This is a genomic window from Kribbella sp. NPDC104218, from assembly GCF_055584105.1.
Window position 1 is genome coordinate 711,933 of the sequence record NZ_JBVJMQ010000002.1, and the last position, 12,270, is coordinate 724,202.

Below are 12,270 nucleotides of genomic sequence, written 5' to 3' on the forward strand. Positions count from 1 at the left end.
GTCTCGAGGAGGATCGTGATGAAGTCGAGCGAGATCTTGATCGACGGGTTCAGCCGGGTTCAGGAGCAGGTGCACGCCGTACTCGACGGGATCGGCGAGCAGGCGCTGACGGCCCGGCCGTCCGACACGGCCAACTCGATCGCCTGGCTGATCTGGCATCTGACCCGGATCCAGGACGACCACCTCGCCGACGCCGCCGGGCACGAGCAGGTGCACACCACCGACGGCTGGCACGAGCGCCTCGGCCTGCCGTTCGACGCCGCTGACACCGGCTACGACCACAGCTCCGAGCAGGTTGGCCAGGTCGTGCTGTCGGCCGAGCTGCTCCGCGGGTACTACGACGCCGTCCACGCCCGCACGCTCGACTTCCTCCGCCTGCTCACCGAACCCGAGCTGGACCGGATCGTCGACACCCGCTGGAACCCGCCGGTCACCCTCGCCGTCCGCCTGGTCAGCGTCCTGGACGACGACCTCGAGCACATCGGTCAGGCGGCATATGTGAAGGGCCTGGTCAGCTAGAGCAGGTTGGTTCGCCAGAGCGCGCCGTCGGCGATCAAGTAGGCGTCGAAGTTGTCGCCGGCCCGGACCAGCTGACCCACCGGCCCCTGGATCCCGCCGCTCGCGTCGAACACCCGCCAGGCGCCTTCCCGGCCGGACAGGACCCGGATTTTGTTGTCCTGGGCAAATACCTGGGTGATGTCGTCGGAGCCGTCGATGAGCGGTTGCGGCAGCTGATCCTTGTCACCGACCGGGATGTCCGGGACGCCGGTCAGCCGGCGCGGCTTACCAGGGCCGAGCCGCCAGATCGCGAGCTTGCCGTCGACCGCGCCGGAGATCACACAGCTTTGTTGTTCGCAGCGCGCGGTGATCGCCTGGCCGCGGTTGCCAGGCTCGGGAAGCTCGATGCGCGTCCAGCCCTGGTTGAGTTTCTGCGACCGCCAGACCGCCGCGTGCTGCTCGACGACGTTGGGCGCGAGGCGGACCTGCGATCCGGCGAGCAGGATGCCATCGCCGTCCGCCGTCCCGAAGTTGGTCCCGACGAGCATCGACTTGGTGTTCTGCAGCGGGGTCGTGGCCGAGTTCTGTTTGAGCCATTTGTCGTTCTGCTGCGGGAGCCAGATCGCGGCGTCCAGGCCGGTCTCGACGCCCTCCCACGAGCCGGTCAGCGCCTGCCCGGCCGGGGTGATCACGGCTGAGCTCATCTGGCCGGCGGACAGGCCGTTGAAGGTGTCGAAGGTCTGCGGGTGCTCGGTCAGGCCGGTGTCGGTCGTGCCGGTCCAGACCGTCCAGCGGACGTTGCCGTGGGCGCCGCCGGACGCGCCGCCGAGGCCGAGAACCTGCTTACCGTCCCAGGCGATTGAATACCAGATCGCTTCGAACGAGTACGGGCTCGCCGCGGACGGTTTGACCGGGATGGTCTTGCGCTCGGAGCCGTTCAGCAGCACCGCACCCGGAACGACCTTGGCGCCTTGGTGTTTCAGGCCGACCAGGATTCGGCCGTCGTGTTCGGCCAGCGCGACCGGCTCCGCGCCGACGTCCACCTTCTCCCAGTGGATCGGACGCTCGGTCTTCGGCGGCTCGCCGCTGCACGCGGCCAGCGACAGGACCAGCGCGGCCGCGATCAGACGGCGGATCATCGGTTCTGCGGGAGCGTCGCCGGGCGTTTCCGGGGGCGCGGCGCGGACGGCGGCGGGATCATCGGGCCGAGGTCGCCGTCCGGTGCGACGTCCAGGTCGACCATGACGGGCGCGTGGTCGCTCGGGCCGGTGCCCTTGCGGGCCTGGCGGTCGATCCAGGCCGCCTTGACCCGCTCGGCGACGCCTGGGGTGGCCAGGGTGAGGTCGATCCGCATGCCGAGGTTCTGGTGGAACATGCCGGCGCGGTAGTCCCAGTAGCTGTAGACGACGTCGTCCGGCCAGCGGTCACGGACGACGTCGCGCAGATCCTTGGCGGCCATCAGGTCGGCGAGCGCCTGCCGCTCCTTCGGCGTGACGTGGGTGGAGCCGATGAACGCCTTCGGGTCGAACACATCCGCATCGGTCGGCGCGATGTTCATGTCGCCGCAGACGATCTGGTCGGCCGGGCCGTTGGCCACGACCTCCTTGAGCGCCTGCAGCCATTCGAGTTTGTAGTGGTAGTGGTCGGAGTCCGGCTCGCGACCGTTCGGGACGTAGAGCGAGTGGACGCGGATGCCGCCACAGGTCGCCGCGACCGCGCGCGCCTCCGGGTTCGGGAAGCCGGGCGCGCCGGCGACGCCGGTCACGACGTCCTCGATGCCGACCTTCGACAAGATGGCGACGCCGTTCCACTGGACTTCGCCGTACAGGGCGGTCTCGTAGCCGCGGGAGCTCAGCTCGGCGTCCAGCAACGCGCTGAACGCGTCGTCGGCCAGCTTGGTCTCCTGCAGGCAGACGACATCCGGCTGCCGCTCGTCGAGCCAGGCCAGGAGCCGGGGCATCCGCTGCTTCACCGAGTTCACGTTCCACGTCGCCAGTCGCACCGACCAAAGGTACCTGCTCGCGCTTACCCTCAGTAGATGTTCGTACTACGGGGCACGGTCATGACAATGCGTTCCGACGAGCGGGTGCTGGCGCGGGGCGCGGTGTACGTCGGCGACGACGGGCTGATCGCGGCGGTGACGCCACTGGACGACGTACCGGCCGGGTTCGAGGACGCGCCGCGGATCACCGCCGGCGGGATCATCTGCCCAGGGCTGATCGATCTGCACAACCATCTGATGTACAACAGCCTGCCGCTGTGGACGGAGCCGTCGCGGCAGGTCCCGTGGACGTCGCACAACCAGTGGGGCCGGGCGCCAACGTACAGCGCGCAGATCAGTCAGCCGGCGCGGCTGCTCGGTGCGGCGGCCGGGCGGGCGCTGCTGCGGTACGTCGAGACCCGGGCGATCGTGGGCGGTACGACGTCCATCCAGGGCAACCCGCGCGGCGCCGTCCCGCCGGACGACGACCTGATCCGGAACGTGGACTCCGAGAAGCTGGGGACGCGGGACGACTTCATCCGGGTCAGCACATTGGTTGCTGACAGCAAGGAAGCGCTGGCGCCGTACGCGGCGGCGGTCGCGGCCGGGCGCGGGTTCATCGCGCACTCGGCGGAGGGGTCGGACCCCAAGCTGCGGGCCGAGTTCCAGCTGCTCGACGAGGTGGGCGTGGTGAAGCCGCAGCTCGTCGCGATCCACGGCGGCGCGCTGAACGCGGCCGACTTCGCGCTGATGAAGGCCGGTGGATCGAGTCTGGTCTGGTCGCCGTTCTCGAACTACTGGCTGTACGGCGCGACCGCCGACGTGGCGACCGCGAAGGCGGCCGGCGTCCGCCTCTGCATCGGCTCCGACTGGGCGCCGTCCGGTACCCGCAACGTGCTGTGGGAGCTGAAGGTCGCCGACCTGTGGAACAAGGCCCAGCCGACGCCCGTCTTCACCGACGCCGAGCTGGTCGCACTGGCCACCCGCAACCCCGGCGAAGCCCTCTCCACCGTCTGGCCGCACCCCGTCGGCCGCATCGAACGCGGAGCCCTGGCTGACCTCATCGTCGTCCGCCGAACCCACCCCGACCCGTACCGCAACCTCATCAACGCCACCGAACCAGACATCCGCCTGGTCGTCATCGGCGGCCGCGCCCGCTACGGCTTCCCCTCTCTGATGAAATCCCTGGCCCCCGGCGCTACCCCCATCCGTCTGGGTCCCCTCACCCGCCACGTCGACTACGGCGACCCCACCACTACCTGGCCCAGCATCCTCGCCGCGCTCAACACCATCCGCGCCAACCCCACCACCGCCGCCCACCGGGCCGCCAGCACCCTCGCCCGCGCCGCGTCCGCGTTGACTGTGGATTCGGATGTTGTCCGGGCTGATGCGGGGGTGCTCGCGGAGTACGACGCCTTCGTGCTGCTGCCGGACATGCCTGCGCCCGAGCTGGAAGTAGAGGTACGGCGTCGTGGTGCGGAGGCCGCCGCGCCGGGGCCGGTGGAGGTGCCGCCGATCGAACCGATCACGACCGGGGCGGACTGGTGCGACGCGGTGGACGCGAACCCGTTCCACGGCGGATTGCTGTCCGGGCTGCGCGCGTACTTGAAGTAGTAATCAACGGAGAGTTATCCACAGATCACAGATTGTCGGTCCGCGGACGTCGGTTCGCCTGCATTCTCTTGTGCAGGAGGACGGATGGCTGAACTGGACTGCGACCCGGCCGACGTGACCGCGCTGGTGGCCTACCTGCGCGAGATCGGGCGGCACGAACTACTCACCCTGGAGGAGGTCAACGAGCACTCGTTCTGGATCGAAGCCGGCCTGCTCGCCGGCGAACGCCTCACCCGCGTGCCACCGCCCGGTAACGCGGCCGACCTGCAGGCGCTCGTCGCCCGCGGCCGGCACTCCTGGCACCGGATGATCGAGGGCAACCTCCGCCTCGTCGTCACGATCGCCCGCCGCTACACCGGCAAAGGCATCTCCCTGCTGGATCTCGTCCAGGAGGGCAACATCGGCCTGATGCGAGCCATCGAGCGCTTCGACCACCGGCTCGGCCACCGCTTCTCGACGTACGCCATCTGGTGGATCCGCCAGGCCGTCGGCCGCGCCATCTCCGACCGCTCCCGGATGATCCGGATGCCCGCCCAGGCGTACGCCGATGCCGGCCGCGTCGCCGCCGTCCGCCACCAGCTCGTCCAGCGCCACAACCGCGAGCCCACGACCGCCGAGCTGGCCACCGCCACCACCCTGACCGCGGCCCGCGTCGAGCGCGCCCTCGCCTGGCAGGTCCACCACGAGCCGCTCGAGTCCGCCGATTCCGACCCGGTCCTCGACGAAGAGCCCCAACTCCACCAAGCCGCCCTCCGCCAAGACCTCGGCTACCAGCTCCAATTCCTCGACGAACTGCAGGAGCAGGTCATCCGCCTCCGCTACGGACTGCATCCCCACCACTCACCCGCCACCCCCGAGGAGACCGCCCATGAGCTCGACCTCACCCCCACCCAGGCCCGCGCCCTCGAACGCGAAGCCCTCCGCCACCTCCGCCGCCGAGCCCAGCAGCACCTCCGCGACTACGCCGCCTGACCCGCGCCCGGGGCCGCAGCCGGCGGGGTTGAGGCGGCTGGGAGGATGGAGGTGTGAGATTTGGGCGTAAGACGTGGCCGGCTGAGCTGGCGACCGCGGTCGGCGGCGCGGCCGGGCGGAAAGAGTCGATCCTGGCCGCCGTACAACTGACCGACGGCAAGTGGGTGGCCGGCACGCGCGAAGCCGTCTACCTACCGACGGACGACGTCGCCGCCGAGAAGCCAACCGCAGCCGGCGTCCGCCGAGTCGGCTGGGAGCAGATCGAGCGCGCCGGGTGGGACTCCGAAGCCTCCGTCCTGCACGTCTACGAGACCACCGATTTCGGTACGCCGTTGCGCGCCACCGACCTCAAACTCGACGACCCGGGCCGCTTCGGCCAGCTCCTCCGCGAGCGGGTCGACGCGAGTATCGTCATCCAGCGTCACGTCCTCCTCGCCGGCAAGCGCGGCGTCCGCATCGTCGGCCGCCGCAACCCCGCCACCACCGACGCCCCCATCACCTGGAACATCGTTCTGGACAAGGGTTTGGAGCCCACCCAGCCCGGCCTCGTCGACCGCGCCGAAGCCGCCCTCGCCGCCGTCCGCGACGAGTTCGGCGTCTGACCCCACAGCCCCCCGCAACCCTGACCCGGAAGCAGAAATCCCACCGCTGCAATCCCGTTTTTGTCCTACGCGTCCGGCCTGCTAACCTACTCAGGTCTTGAGGGATTGGGACACCGAAACACCCCGATCCCGCGTAGCTCAATTGGCAGAGCAGCCGGCTGTTAACCGGCAGGTTACTGGTTCGAGTCCAGTCGCGGGAGCCACCAAAAGCCGAGTCTCACCAGAGACTCGGCTTCATTGTTTCTCCTCGACCACCCCGGTCAGCCCACCGTCGCCTCTCCCCCGGATCCCCCGCCGACTCAGGCCCAGATCCGCCACCCCCGCTCAGCCGCGCCCCGCCACCACCCCAAACGCGCACAAAGCAGTCCCCCGCAGCTCATCCCGACCACCCAGCCACCGCGCCGCCCCAGCGACCGCGCCGCTCCGACAACCTCGGAGCCGCCGCGCCTCCGCACCCGTCGCACCTCCCGAAACCGGACCGCCCCCACTCACCAACTATCCGCAGTACCGCCCCCGCCACGCTCACCCCTGCCCCCACAACCCCCTCTAGCGGGAGTTGCTGAGTGCCAGCCGTCCCCCTCACCGCACCGCCCGCGCCTGCGCCGCCCCCGGGCCGCTTCACCGCCCGGGCCAACCCTCCGGTCCGGCCGACACAATCCGCCCGGCACACGCGTACGGCGTACCGGGCGGCCTGTCGTCGTCTACTTGCCCTTCCGCCGATCGATCGCGCGCTGAATCCGCTGCTGCGGCTGCCCGGTCAGCTTCGCCAACAAAGGCACCCGGTACTTGAACGCCGCGACCGCCCCAACCACGAGCACCAGGAAAATGAACCAGCCCATCCTCGTTCCCTTCTCGAACCTGACCTCCATCATGCCCGCCCCACCCCAGAACCAGCTCCGTACAACCCCTGAACCACCCCTGGTTTCCCCAACCCCCCACCCCCCTCAGCTACGATCTCCCAGCACGGGGCGGTAGCTCAGCCGGTCAGAGCAGAGGACTCATAATCCTTGGGTCGTGGGTTCGAGCCCCACCCGCCCCACCACAGGCCGGCGCGGCGGTGCGGTCAGCCGGCGCAGAAGGGCTGGGCGCGTGTGAGGTCGGCGTCGACTCGGCGGAGGCCGGCGAAGCCCCAGGTGTTGATGCCTTCCAGGTCGACTTCGTCGCGGAGACGGACGGCGAGGTCGCGGAGTGAGCGGGCCAGGCGGGCGTATTCGAGGTGGGTGGGGTCGAGGTGCTCCGCGCCGTACGTTTCTAGGAAGTGGACGGTGTTGGGCTCGCAGAGGGCCATGAAGAGGTCGTGCTCGGGTGGGGCCAGGCGGGCGGTGCCCCAGTCGAGGAGTGCGGCGATCTGGCCGTCGCGGTCGATGAGGACGTTGTGGGGGAAGAGGTCGTGGTGGCATACGACGTGCGGGACGTCGATTGCGCGTGCCCGCTCGATCGTCGCCTCGAGCCGGTCGACGGCGGCCGACACCTCGTCGCGGCGATCGCCGAGCCAGGGGTGGTCGTATCGGTCGCGCAGGGCCTCGATGCACCACTCGTGCAGATTCGCCCGCGGGAGTACGACGTCCGGGATGTCGTGCACCGCGCGCATCGCCTGGGCGATCGCCTCGGCGTCCTTCCTTGTTGCCTGGCGGCCTTCGACGTATGGGAAGACGGCGTAGCGTCGGCCGAGGTGTGGGGCGGTGAACGAGCCGTCGAGGGCTTGCTGCGCTATAGGCACGGGGATGCCGTGGGCGGCCAGGGTGGCCGTGAGGGCCAGTGTGGAGTCGGCTTCCGGCTGCTGCCGACATAGCTTCACGAACCAGCGGCCGTCGGTGAAGGCGTCCGCCTCGAAGCCGGCTGGGTGGGCGCGTAGCTCGTCGGCCTGGACGCCGAAGGCGTCGCGGAGCTGAGCTGGGGTCGGGGGTCGGACTTCACTCCACATTGGCTCGAACCTACTGGCGTTCGGGGCGAGGGTGGGACTGGGGGTCCTGGGGAAAACGGGACGACCGAGGGTGGGCGGGGCGGTTTTAGGTTCGGGGCATGACCTCGAACATGGCGGCTGGAACGGCCGCAGGTAGCTCGGTTGGGAGTTCTCGTGAGGGTTAAGGGGATGGTTGGGGCGGTTTTGGCCGCGGTGCTGGTTGCGGCGCCGGTGACGGCTTCGGCGGGTGGAAGTGGGATTGTGCCGAATCCGGTGACTGGGCAGGAGATGCGGAACGAGCGGGTGGCGAAGGCGGTGGTGCACGAGCTGTTCAACAAGCATGATCTGCGGGCCGTGGACCGGTACTTCCGGCAGTCGCTGGTGCAGCACAGTCCGGATATCGCCAACGGGGCCGCGGGGCTGAAGCAGTTCATTCGGCAGAAGCCCAAGTTGCGGTACGACGTGTTCAAGGTGATCGCGGACGACGACTACGTGATGATGCAGTCCCGGGTCACCGGACGGAGCGCTGTCACGCAGATCGTGATGGACGTGTTCCGGTTCGATCGCGGGCAGATCGTCGAGCAGTGGGACGTCGTCGCGACCGAGGTGCCGGCGTCGCAGTCGGCCAACGGGAACCCGATGGTCACCCGGCTCAAGCCCAGCAAGCCGAACCGCCACGACAACGAACGGATCGTCGCCACGGCCCTCAACGAGACCATGGTCAAGCGCAACCTGAGCATCATCCCGCGCTACTACAAGGAGCCGTACACCCAGCACGACCCCAATACCCCCAGCGGCCTGACCCAGCTCCGCAAGTCCATCGTCAACCTGCCGCCCGCCGCCACCTTCGAGCCCGGCCTCATCATGGCCGAAGGTGACGAGGTCGTCGTCCACGCCCGGCTCCGGAACATCACCCCGACACCGGTGATCGTCCTGCACGTCTACCGCGTCGACAACGGCAAGATCGTCGAGCACTGGGAGAACATCCAGTACGACGTCCCCCGCGACCAGAGCCTCAGCGGCAACGACATGATGACGCCCCGCGTCGGCCCCTGACCCCTCCCCCAGGCCCCCACGGACCCGATCCGTGGGGGCTGACGGTCTGGCCAACGGTGACCAGAAAATGACAAGAGATTGAGTTTTGAACTAAGACGCCTCGCTGTCGAGACTGGGGGTGCAGTTCAGGAGCCGCCCAGACAGTGAGGTGTTGATGATGAAGAAGGCTTTGATTACGGCTGTTGCGATCGTTGGAGCTTTTGGGGCCGTTGTGGTGCCTGCGGCGCAGGCGCAGCCGGCGGGGTTGGCGCCGGCGGTTGTGGAGCAGGGGCGGGAGTTGTCCGCGGCGCAGCAGAAGAGTGCTGTGGTGCGGTTGCTGGCGGCGTACGGGTCGAACGATCCGGCGGCGTTCAATGCCATCAATCCGCAGCGGTTTGTGCAGCATCATCCTGAGATCGCCGATGGAGTGAGTGGGCTCAAGGCGTGGCTCGCTGGGATTCCGGCGGGGAAGATCTCGGTGACGCCGGTGCGGGTTCTGAGTGATGGGCCGTACGTGATGGTGCATTCGCTCACCAAGCTGCCCGACGGCGACTACGCGGCGTGGGATGTGTTCCGGTTCGAGAATCGGCAGATCGTCGAGCAGTGGCACGCGCAGCAGCGGGACACACCGCCGAACGGGGCCGGCCACACGCAGTTCGACGGACCGACCGCCGTCGAGGATCGGCACCTGACCCAGCAGAACAAGGCAAAGGCCTGGACGGTCCTCACGAAGGTCTTCCGGGACGGCGACTTCACGCTGCTCGACGAGCCGTTGTGGAACGCTCGCGAGTACGTGCAGCACAGCGTCCTGGTCAATGAGGACGGCGCTACCGCCAGTCGGGAGGCTTTCCGGCAGGCGTTCGAGTCGGGGGCGATGAAGTACACGAAGGTGGTGAAGATCCTCGGCGAGGGGAACTTCGTCCTGAGCATCGGCGAGCTCGAGCTCAACGGGCAGCCGGCGTCCGCGTTCGACCTGATCCGGTTCAAGGCGGGCAAGGTCATCGAGCACTGGGAGATCCTGCCGCTGTCCGGGCCGGCGTCCGCGGCGAAGAACCGCAACGGCCTCTACAACTTCCCGCAGGACTCGCTGGTCCCCGGCACCTTCTGAGCCGACGACGGGGCCCGGCCGATCAGCCGGGCCCCGGACGCCGAATCACAAGCACGGCGGTTCGCAGGGCTTATTGACAAATTTTTCTTTCTATTGGGAGACTGGGGGTATGCGGTACATCGAGGAGGCGGAGACGGTGCGGGTTGCGCTGTCGCCGGCGCGGCGGGAGCTGTTGGAGTTGCTGCGGGAGCCGGGGTCGGCGAGTGAGCTGGCGAAGGCGCTGGGGGTGACTCGGCAGCGGGTGAACTACCACTTGCGGGAGCTGGAGAAGGCCGGGCTGGTCGAGCTGGTGGAGGAGCGGCAGCGGCGTGGGTTCGTGGAGCGGGTGTTTCGGGCCGCGGACGGCGCGGTGGTGGTCGATCCGGGCGTGATGGGCCGCGCGTTCGAAGGAATCCAGGACCAGTACGCCGCCGAGCATCTGGTCGAGGTCGCTGCGGGGACGGTCCGGGACGTCGCCCGGATGCAGGCCGCCGCGGACGACGCCGGCCAGCGGCTGCTCACGTTCACGCTCGAGACCGAGGTGCGGTTCGCCGAGCCCGGCGACCTGCATCGCTTCAGCGACGCGCTGGCCGCGGCGGTCCGGCAGACCGTCGCGGCTTTCGACACCCCCGACGGCCGTCCGTACCGATTGATCGCAGGCGCCCATCCGGCGCCGCGGAAGCCCAGAACCGAAGGAGAAACCGATGACTGACAGCCCACGGATCAAGGTCACCGTGGCCGCACCGCCCAGCACCGTCTGGGCCGCGCTCCGGGACAAGGACAAGATCCGGCAGTGGCACGGCTGGGAGTTCACCGGCGGGGTCGACGGCAGCCTGGACCAGGAGATCGACCTGATCTACTTCACCGACGTGACGACGGACGGTCACACGATCGACCTGAACGGCGGCGACCGGATCGAACTCGAAGCGGCCGCCGACGGCGGCACCGAGCTCACGCTGATCCGCGCCGCGGTCGGCGACGATCCCGACTGGGCCTCGTACTACGACGATATCACCGAGGGCTGGATCACCTTCATGCAGCAGCTCAGGTTCGCCGTCGAGCGGCACCCGGACGACGTCCGCCGGACGGTGCTCGTGTCCGGCACCGCCAAGACCGCGCCCGAGGCCGCACTCAAGGCCGCCGAGCTCCGCGTCGGCGATCGCTACGAGCTCGAGTTCCCCGCCGAGCAGGCGACCGGCACGGTCTGGTTCCGCTCCGAACACCAGCTCGGCCTGACGGTCGACGGCTGGAACGACGGTCTCGTCGTCCTGACCTACGACGAGACCAGCGGGTCGTCCCGGGTGCTCCTCAGCCTGTACGCCGTCGACGAAGCGCGCCACAGCGAGCTGACCAAGCAGTGGCTCGACTGGTGGAGCGACTCCGTCCAGTCCTGACCGCGCCTACTCGGCCGGGACGAAGTTGGCGTACTCCTCGATCCGGCTGATCAGCCCGCCCTCGAAGCGGAAGTAGACGGCGGCGTGCACCTCCCCGCGGTGGCCGTCCCGGGTCGCGACGTGGACGACGTGCTGCTGCAGGACTTCGTCGCCGACGGCGAGCTGCCGGCGGACGTCGTACCGCATCGACTCGATGGCGCCGATCTGGGCCTGCATCCCGTTGATGTTCTCGTCGATGGACTCGTCGCCCTTGCCGTCGTTGTGCCACACGCTCGCCGCGGGGGTGCACATGGCGCGGGCGGCGCTCCAGTCGCGCTCCTCGAGGTGGCGCAGGTAGGTCACGGCCTTGGCTTTCAGGTCGCCCGAGCCGTCGAAGACGAGGGCCCGTTCACCGGCCTCGACCCGAAGCGGCAGGTGGTTGCCCTTCGGTGACAGCGGGCAGGTGAAGACCGACGGCTGGAGATGGTGGTACGACAGCGTCGCCTTGTTGAAGTCGATCACCAGCGGTTCGCCCGGAGCGGCGTCCGGCAGCGTCAGCCACCGGCCGATGCCGGGGGTTTCGTTCCCGGAGGTCTCGTCGGTGAAGACGACCAGCCGCTGCCCGGGCTGCTCCTCCAGCACCGTCAGCACGAACTCGGCGCCGTCGATGGTCACGACCAGATCCAGCGGCCCCAGGATCCGATCCGGACTCGGCGGGCTGGTCAGTCGCTCCACCTCGATCCGGCGACCTTCGGGCGCGGCCTGGTAGTACCCCTCGTAAACCCAGGCGGGATCGTACGGGTAGCTGTCGATCCCGCTCAGGCCGAGCCGCTCGACCTCGTGCGGATCGGTGACGACAACCCCGTAGGCGCCGTTCCCACCACCCGCGAACCCGGCCCGTCCGCCCGGAAACCCGAGCGCGCTACCGGACGGGACGACGGCCGTTCCGTCCACCAGCGTCTCACCGACCGTCACGCCGTCCGCGGCGGCCGCCGTCACGGTCAGCCCGCCCTCGGCGTCAGTGCGCCACGAACCCGGAATCCCCGGCAGCGTCTGGACGGCGGCCCCAGAAATCATCCCCTTGGCAACAACTTTGGCCTTGCCATTGGGCCCGGCAATCTCGTCCCAGCGCTCCCGGCGCCACACCGCGAAGTCCGCGGGAACCTGAATGTCTTGCATGAGCTGTCCCTTCGTTGTCATGTCAC

Annotated in this window: 13 protein-coding genes and 2 tRNA genes; 10 read left to right on the forward strand and 5 right to left on the reverse strand. The window is 69.0% G+C overall.

Features of this window, described 5'->3' with window-relative positions:
• Positions 1 to 18 precede the first annotated feature (18 nt).
• On the forward strand, positions 19 to 519 hold the full coding sequence (locus ACZ6ZD_RS19220; protein WP_465673860.1) for a mycothiol transferase: 501 nt from the start codon (positions 19 to 21) through the stop codon (positions 517 to 519).
• Here the strand turns inward: ACZ6ZD_RS19220 and ACZ6ZD_RS19225 are convergent.
• Both ACZ6ZD_RS19225 and ACZ6ZD_RS19230 read right to left on the reverse strand, forming a co-directional pair.
• Positions 516 to 1,637: a hypothetical protein gene (locus ACZ6ZD_RS19225; protein ID WP_465673862.1), complete on the reverse strand. Its 1,122-nt coding sequence runs from the start codon at positions 1,635 to 1,637 to the stop codon at positions 516 to 518. The two genes, ACZ6ZD_RS19220 and ACZ6ZD_RS19225, sit on opposite strands and share 4 nt — an antisense overlap.
• Positions 1,634 to 2,500 (reverse strand): exodeoxyribonuclease III, encoded by an 867-nt coding sequence (locus tag ACZ6ZD_RS19230; RefSeq protein WP_465673863.1) that lies wholly within the window; start codon positions 2,498 to 2,500, stop codon positions 1,634 to 1,636. Before ACZ6ZD_RS19230 ends, ACZ6ZD_RS19225 begins: the two co-directional genes overlap by 4 nt.
• A 36-nt stretch (positions 2,501 to 2,536) precedes the next feature.
• Between ACZ6ZD_RS19230 and ACZ6ZD_RS19235 the strand changes: the two genes are divergently transcribed.
• From ACZ6ZD_RS19235 to ACZ6ZD_RS19250, 4 genes are all read left to right on the forward strand, one after another.
• The gene (locus ACZ6ZD_RS19235) at positions 2,537 to 4,093 is read left to right on the forward strand and encodes an amidohydrolase family protein (RefSeq protein WP_465673865.1); all 1,557 of its coding nucleotides are present in this window, start codon (positions 2,537 to 2,539) and stop codon (positions 4,091 to 4,093) included.
• Positions 4,094 to 4,177: 84 nt separating this feature from the next.
• Positions 4,178 to 5,065: a sigma-70 family RNA polymerase sigma factor gene (locus ACZ6ZD_RS19240; protein ID WP_465673867.1), complete on the forward strand. Its 888-nt coding sequence runs from the start codon at positions 4,178 to 4,180 to the stop codon at positions 5,063 to 5,065.
• A gap of 53 nt (positions 5,066 to 5,118) precedes the next feature.
• The gene (locus tag ACZ6ZD_RS19245) at positions 5,119 to 5,667 is read left to right on the forward strand and encodes a hypothetical protein (RefSeq protein ID WP_465673869.1); all 549 of its coding nucleotides are present in this window, start codon (positions 5,119 to 5,121) and stop codon (positions 5,665 to 5,667) included.
• A gap of 127 nt (positions 5,668 to 5,794) precedes the next feature.
• Positions 5,795 to 5,870: transfer RNA gene (locus ACZ6ZD_RS19250), tRNA-Asn, on the forward strand.
• Between the two features lie 498 nt (positions 5,871 to 6,368).
• Here the strand turns inward: ACZ6ZD_RS19250 and ACZ6ZD_RS19255 are convergent.
• Positions 6,369 to 6,506 (reverse strand): hypothetical protein, encoded by a 138-nt coding sequence (locus ACZ6ZD_RS19255; protein WP_465673871.1) that lies wholly within the window; start codon positions 6,504 to 6,506, stop codon positions 6,369 to 6,371.
• Between the two features lie 126 nt (positions 6,507 to 6,632).
• Between ACZ6ZD_RS19255 and ACZ6ZD_RS19260 the strand changes: the two genes are divergently transcribed.
• Positions 6,633 to 6,709: transfer RNA gene (locus ACZ6ZD_RS19260), tRNA-Ile, on the forward strand.
• A 21-nt stretch (positions 6,710 to 6,730) separates the two neighbouring features.
• On the opposite strand, the gene ACZ6ZD_RS19265 is transcribed toward ACZ6ZD_RS19260, so the two are convergent.
• The gene (locus ACZ6ZD_RS19265; RefSeq protein WP_465673873.1) at positions 6,731 to 7,591 is read right to left on the reverse strand and encodes an aminoglycoside phosphotransferase family protein; all 861 of its coding nucleotides are present in this window, start codon (positions 7,589 to 7,591) and stop codon (positions 6,731 to 6,733) included.
• A 240-nt stretch (positions 7,592 to 7,831) separates the two neighbouring features.
• On the opposite strand from ACZ6ZD_RS19265, the gene ACZ6ZD_RS19270 reads away from it, so the two are divergent.
• From ACZ6ZD_RS19270 to ACZ6ZD_RS19285, 4 genes are all read left to right on the forward strand, one after another.
• Entirely contained in the window at positions 7,832 to 8,626 is a 795-nt protein-coding gene (locus ACZ6ZD_RS19270) for a nuclear transport factor 2 family protein (RefSeq protein WP_465673875.1), read from the forward strand.
• A gap of 157 nt (positions 8,627 to 8,783) precedes the next feature.
• The gene (locus ACZ6ZD_RS19275) at positions 8,784 to 9,713 is read left to right on the forward strand and encodes a nuclear transport factor 2 family protein (RefSeq protein WP_465673877.1); all 930 of its coding nucleotides are present in this window, start codon (positions 8,784 to 8,786) and stop codon (positions 9,711 to 9,713) included.
• Between the two features lie 109 nt (positions 9,714 to 9,822).
• Entirely contained in the window at positions 9,823 to 10,404 is a 582-nt protein-coding gene (locus ACZ6ZD_RS19280) for a helix-turn-helix domain-containing protein (RefSeq protein ID WP_465673879.1), read from the forward strand.
• The gene (locus ACZ6ZD_RS19285; RefSeq protein ID WP_465673881.1) at positions 10,397 to 11,086 is read left to right on the forward strand and encodes an SRPBCC family protein; all 690 of its coding nucleotides are present in this window, start codon (positions 10,397 to 10,399) and stop codon (positions 11,084 to 11,086) included. The genes ACZ6ZD_RS19280 and ACZ6ZD_RS19285 overlap by 8 nt, the downstream gene beginning before the upstream one ends.
• 6 nt (positions 11,087 to 11,092) lie before the next feature.
• On the opposite strand, the gene ACZ6ZD_RS19290 is transcribed toward ACZ6ZD_RS19285, so the two are convergent.
• The gene (locus ACZ6ZD_RS19290) at positions 11,093 to 12,265 is read right to left on the reverse strand and encodes a DUF1684 domain-containing protein (protein WP_465673883.1); all 1,173 of its coding nucleotides are present in this window, start codon (positions 12,263 to 12,265) and stop codon (positions 11,093 to 11,095) included.
• Positions 12,266 to 12,270 lie beyond the last annotated feature (5 nt).

Coding starts and splice junctions, on each gene's coding strand:
- ACZ6ZD_RS19275 (WP_465673877.1), top strand. CDS start 8,784: ATGAAGAAGGCTTTGATTACGGCTGTTGCGATCGTTGGAGCTTTTGGG.
- ACZ6ZD_RS19240 (WP_465673867.1), top strand. CDS start 4,178: ATGGCTGAACTGGACTGCGACCCGGCCGACGTGACCGCGCTGGTGGCC.
- ACZ6ZD_RS19235 (WP_465673865.1), top strand. CDS start 2,537: ATGTTCGTACTACGGGGCACGGTCATGACAATGCGTTCCGACGAGCGG.
- ACZ6ZD_RS19285 (WP_465673881.1), top strand. CDS start 10,397: ATGACTGACAGCCCACGGATCAAGGTCACCGTGGCCGCACCGCCCAGC.
- ACZ6ZD_RS19225 (WP_465673862.1), bottom strand. CDS start 1,637: ATGATCCGCCGTCTGATCGCGGCCGCGCTGGTCCTGTCGCTGGCCGCG.
- ACZ6ZD_RS19290 (WP_465673883.1), bottom strand. CDS start 12,265: ATGACAACGAAGGGACAGCTCATGCAAGACATTCAGGTTCCCGCGGAC.
- ACZ6ZD_RS19280 (WP_465673879.1), top strand. CDS start 9,823: ATGCGGTACATCGAGGAGGCGGAGACGGTGCGGGTTGCGCTGTCGCCG.
- ACZ6ZD_RS19220 (WP_465673860.1), top strand. CDS start 19: ATGAAGTCGAGCGAGATCTTGATCGACGGGTTCAGCCGGGTTCAGGAG.
- ACZ6ZD_RS19265 (WP_465673873.1), bottom strand. CDS start 7,591: ATGTGGAGTGAAGTCCGACCCCCGACCCCAGCTCAGCTCCGCGACGCC.
- ACZ6ZD_RS19255 (WP_465673871.1), bottom strand. CDS start 6,506: ATGGGCTGGTTCATTTTCCTGGTGCTCGTGGTTGGGGCGGTCGCGGCG.